This window comes from Hansschlegelia zhihuaiae (assembly GCF_004103825.1).
Lineage (GTDB): Bacteria > Pseudomonadota > Alphaproteobacteria > Rhizobiales > Methylopilaceae > Methylopila > Methylopila zhihuaiae.
Window position 1 is genome coordinate 34,221 of sequence record NZ_RYFI01000007.1, and the last position, 4,048, is coordinate 38,268.

At 70.6% G+C, this 4,048-nt stretch carries 2 protein-coding genes and 1 pseudogene; 1 reads left to right on the forward strand and 2 read right to left on the reverse strand.

The window, feature by feature from the left end; translation table 11 throughout:
- A pseudogene (locus tag EK403_RS23050) lies at positions 1–315 on the forward strand (hypothetical protein); the annotation flags it as partial.
- Positions 316–498: 183 nt separating this feature from the next.
- Here the strand turns inward: EK403_RS23050 and EK403_RS08635 are convergent.
- Together EK403_RS08635 and EK403_RS08640 are read right to left on the reverse strand one after the other, a co-directional pair.
- On the reverse strand, positions 499–3,633 hold the full coding sequence (locus tag EK403_RS08635) for an efflux RND transporter permease subunit (RefSeq protein ID WP_128777103.1): 3,135 nt from the start codon (positions 3,631–3,633) through the stop codon (positions 499–501).
- Positions 3,633–4,048: efflux RND transporter periplasmic adaptor subunit (locus EK403_RS08640; RefSeq protein ID WP_428979588.1), on the reverse strand; the 416-nt coding region annotated here is incomplete at its 5' end. The genes EK403_RS08635 and EK403_RS08640, both read right to left, overlap by 1 nt.

A 4,048-nucleotide genomic window follows, 5' to 3' on the forward strand; every position in this document is an offset into this window, starting at 1 on the left:
GAGGCGATCCGCGACCTCGGCGGCCGGCTCGCGCCCTTCGGCTGGGCGAAGCTGCTGTGGCGACTGAAGGCGTCGGGCGTCTCCCGCGCCCGGGTGCCGATCATCGGCGTGCGCCGGGGCTATCGCGGCACGCGGGTCGGCGCCATGGCGGCTGCGGCGCTGCTCGCCGACGCCATCGCCAAGGCTCGGAAGGCGAATGTCGAGACGATCGAGATCAGCTGGATGCTCGAGGAGAACCGCCCGGTCATCAACCTCGTGCGCAGCATGCCGGCGAAGCGCACCAAGGTCTGGCGGATCTACGGCAAGGATCTCTGAGGGCGGTCGGGGCGGCCTGGAGTTTGTCCCCACCCCCCTCCACCGCTTCGCGGTCCCCCGCCTTCGGCGGGGGAGGAGAAGAAGCGGCGGCGCCCTTGATCGTCCCCTGCGTCAGGGGGGACCATGCGGAGCATGGTGGAGGGGCGTGGCGCGAACGCGGTCTTCGGAAGGGCCGCGCTGCGCCTACTCCGCCGCGCGGAGCCGCTCGACGGGGGCGGGCAGCGGCAGCATCGGCTCGTCGGGCTCGTCCTTGGGGCCGACGAAGCGGCCGAAGATCCACGAGAAGATCCGGCGGACGTCGTCGAGGATCGTGAACGCGGCCGGCACGAAGACGAGGCTCAGCACCGTCGAGGCGATCAGCCCGCCGATCACAGCGATCGCCATCGGCGCGCGGAACTGGCCGCCCTCCCCGAAGGCGAGCGCGGACGGAACCATGCCGGCCGTCATCGCGACCGTGGTCATGACGATCGGCTGGGCGCGCTTGCGGCCGGCCTCGATCAGCGCCGTGGTGCGGTCGACGCCTCGCGCGATCTCCTCGATGGCGAAGTCGACCAGCAGGATCGCGTTCTTGGTGACGATCCCCATCAGCATCAGGAAGCCGATGACGACCGGCATCGACACGCTCTCATTGGCGAACCAGAGCGCGACCAGCGCGCCGCCGATCGACAGCGGCAGCGAGAGCAGAATGGTGACGGGCTGCGCGACGTCATGGAACAGCAGCACCAGGACCGCGAGCACGAGCAGCACGCCCGCCGCCATCGCCATCGCGAAGCCCTCGAACACCTCGCGCATGATCTCGACGTCGCCGAACTCCTTCAGCGTGACGCCGGGCGGCAGGTCCCTGGCCTCGGGCAGCGCCTTGACGGCCTCGAGCGCGGCGCCGAGCGGCACGCCCGGCGCGAGGTCGCCCTCGATCGCGACGCGGCGGTCGCGGTCGTAGCGGTCGAGCGCCGTCGGCCCCTGGCCGAAATCAACGTCGGCGACCGCGGTCAGCGGCACGCTGTCGCCGGCGGCGCGGCGCACCTTGAGCGTCTCGAAGGTCGAGAGGTCGGCGCGCGCCGTCTCGTCGAGCTGGACGCGGATGTCGACCTGACGATCGCCGGCCGAGAACTTGGCGAGGTTCTGCGTGACGTCGCCGATGGTCGCGATTCTGACCGTCTCGGCGATGTCGGCGACCGAGACGCCGAGCTCCGCCGCCTCGTCGAGCTTCGGCACGATGCGGATCTCGGGTCGATCGATCGCCGCCGTCGAGATCACGTTGAGCAGGGCCGGGACCTTCGCCCTCACCGCCTGCTCGACCTTGACGGCAGTCCGCTCGACGGCCTCGCCGTCGGCGCCCGAGACGATCATGGTGAACTCGCGCTGGCCGCCCTCATTGCCGAAATTGGTCCGCAAATCGGGGATCGTCGCGAATTCGCGGCGCATCTCGGCCTCGAACTGCTTCTGGGTCAGCGTGCGCTCGGAGCGCGGCTTGAGATTGATGATGACGACGCCTTTGCGGACCTCGGTCGCGGCCGTCTGCATGCCGCCCTGCATGTCCGAGCCGACGGTTGCGTAGACCGTGTCGACCTCGGGCCGGCGTTTGAGCATCGCGGTGATGCGGTTCGCGACCGCGTCGGCCTGTTCGAGCTTGGCGCCCGGCGGCAGCTCGATCTTGAGGATCGAGCGCGACGTGTCGCTCTCGGGCAGGAAGCCGGAGGGCAGATAGCCCGACAGCACGATCGATCCCGCAAAGATCGCGAAGCCCGCCGCGACCGTGACGAAGCGCCAGCGCACGCACCAGGCGAGGACCTTGGCATAGGCGCGCATGACCAGGCCGTCGCGGACGTCGCGATGGCCGTGATCGCGCAGGAAATAGGCGGCGAGCAGCGGCGTGACGAGCCGCGCGACCAGCAGCGAGAACGCCACAGCGATCGCGACCGTGATGCCGAACTGCTTGAAATACTGGCCGGCGATGCCCCCCATGAAGGACACCGGCATGAACACCGCGACGATCGTGGCCGTCGTCGCCACCACCGCAAGGCCGATCTCGTCGGCGGCCTCGATCGCGGCGCGGTAGGGCGATTTCCCCATCCGCATGTGGCGGACGATGTTCTCGATCTCGACGATCGCGTCGTCGACCAGGATGCCGGTCACCAGCGTGATGGCGAGCAGGCTCACGGCATTGAGCGAGAAGCCGAGGGCGCTCATCGCCCAGAAGGTCGGCAGGATCGACAGCGGAATGGCGAGCGCCGTGATCAGCGTCGCCCGCATGTCGCGCAGGAACAGGAACACGACGACGACCGCGAGCGCCGCGCCCTCGAGCAGCGTGTGCATCGCGGAGCGGTAGTCGGCCTCGGTGAAGCGCACCGTCGTGTCGATCCGCGACAGCGTGACGTCAGGCCGCGTGGCCTCGAGCTCCTTGAGCTTCTCCTCGACCGCCTTCGCCACCACGACGTCCGAGAATCCCTTGGCGCGGTAGACCCCGAAGGCGACGATCGGCTTGCCGTCGAGCTTCGCCGAGATGCGCGGCTCCGCCGAGCCGTCGCGCACCGTCCCGAGCTCTGAGAGCGGCGCCTGCCGGCCGCCGGACAGCACGATGCGGGTCTCGGCGAGCTGGGCCACCGTGAGCGCACCCGCGAGCGTCCGGATGGACTGCTCCTGCGTGCCGACCTCGCCGCGCCCGCCCGCGAGATCGACATTGGTGGCGCGGAGCTGCCGGTTGACCTCGGCGGCCGTGATGCCGAGCGCCTGCAGCCGCGCCGGGTCGAGCGACACCCGGATCTCGCGGTCGACGCCGCCCTCGCGCTTGACCTGCGCGACGCCCCTGACCGCCTGCAGCGCGCGGATGATGCGGTCGTCGATGAACCAGGAGAGCTCCTCGGGCGTCATCGAGGGCGCCGAGGCCGCATAGGTCGCGATCGGCATGCCCTCGACGTCGATGCGCTGGATCAGCGGCTCCTCGATCGACTGCGGCAGCTCGGTGCGGATCTTGGTCACGGCGTCGCGGACGTCGTTGACCGCGCGGTCGACCTGGGTCTCGAGCTGGAACTCGATCATCGTGACCGAGACGCCGTCGCCGACATTCGATGTGATGTGCTTGACGCCCGAAAGCCCGGCGACCGCGGTCTCGACGCGCTTCGTCACCTGGAGCTCGAGCTCGCTCGGCGCGGCGCCGTCCTGGCGGATGGTGACCGAGACCAGTGGCAGGTCGATGTTCGGCATGCGGGTGACGGGCAGCGCCATGAAGGACGCCGCTCCGATCGCGACCAGCACCACGAACATGACGAGGGAGGGGATCGGCTTGCGGATCGCCCAGGCCGAGACGTTGAGAGCCATCAGCCGCGCTCCGGCCGGGCGGCTGCGGCGGTCGGCCGTTCGCCGGCCCTGACGGGCGTGACGCGGTCGCCGTCGCGCAGGAATCCGCCGGCGCGCTCGACCACGTCCTCGCCAGCCGCGACGCCCTCGAGAACCTCGACTCCGTCCCTGTCGGAGAGCCCAGTCCTGACGCGCCGCTCGCTCACCACGCCCTCCTTGACCACCTGGACCCGCACGCCGTCGGCGTTGAACAGCAGCGCCGACTGCGGGACCACGACGCCCTCGCGCCGCGCCGTCTCGATCGCGCCGCGCGCGAACAGGCCGGGCCTCAGCCCCTTCTCGGCCGGCAGCTCGATCTTGACCTTGCCGAGCCGGCTCGCCTGGTCGACGGTCGGCGCGACCAGCCGCACGCGGCCCTCGACCGGCTCCGGCCCGC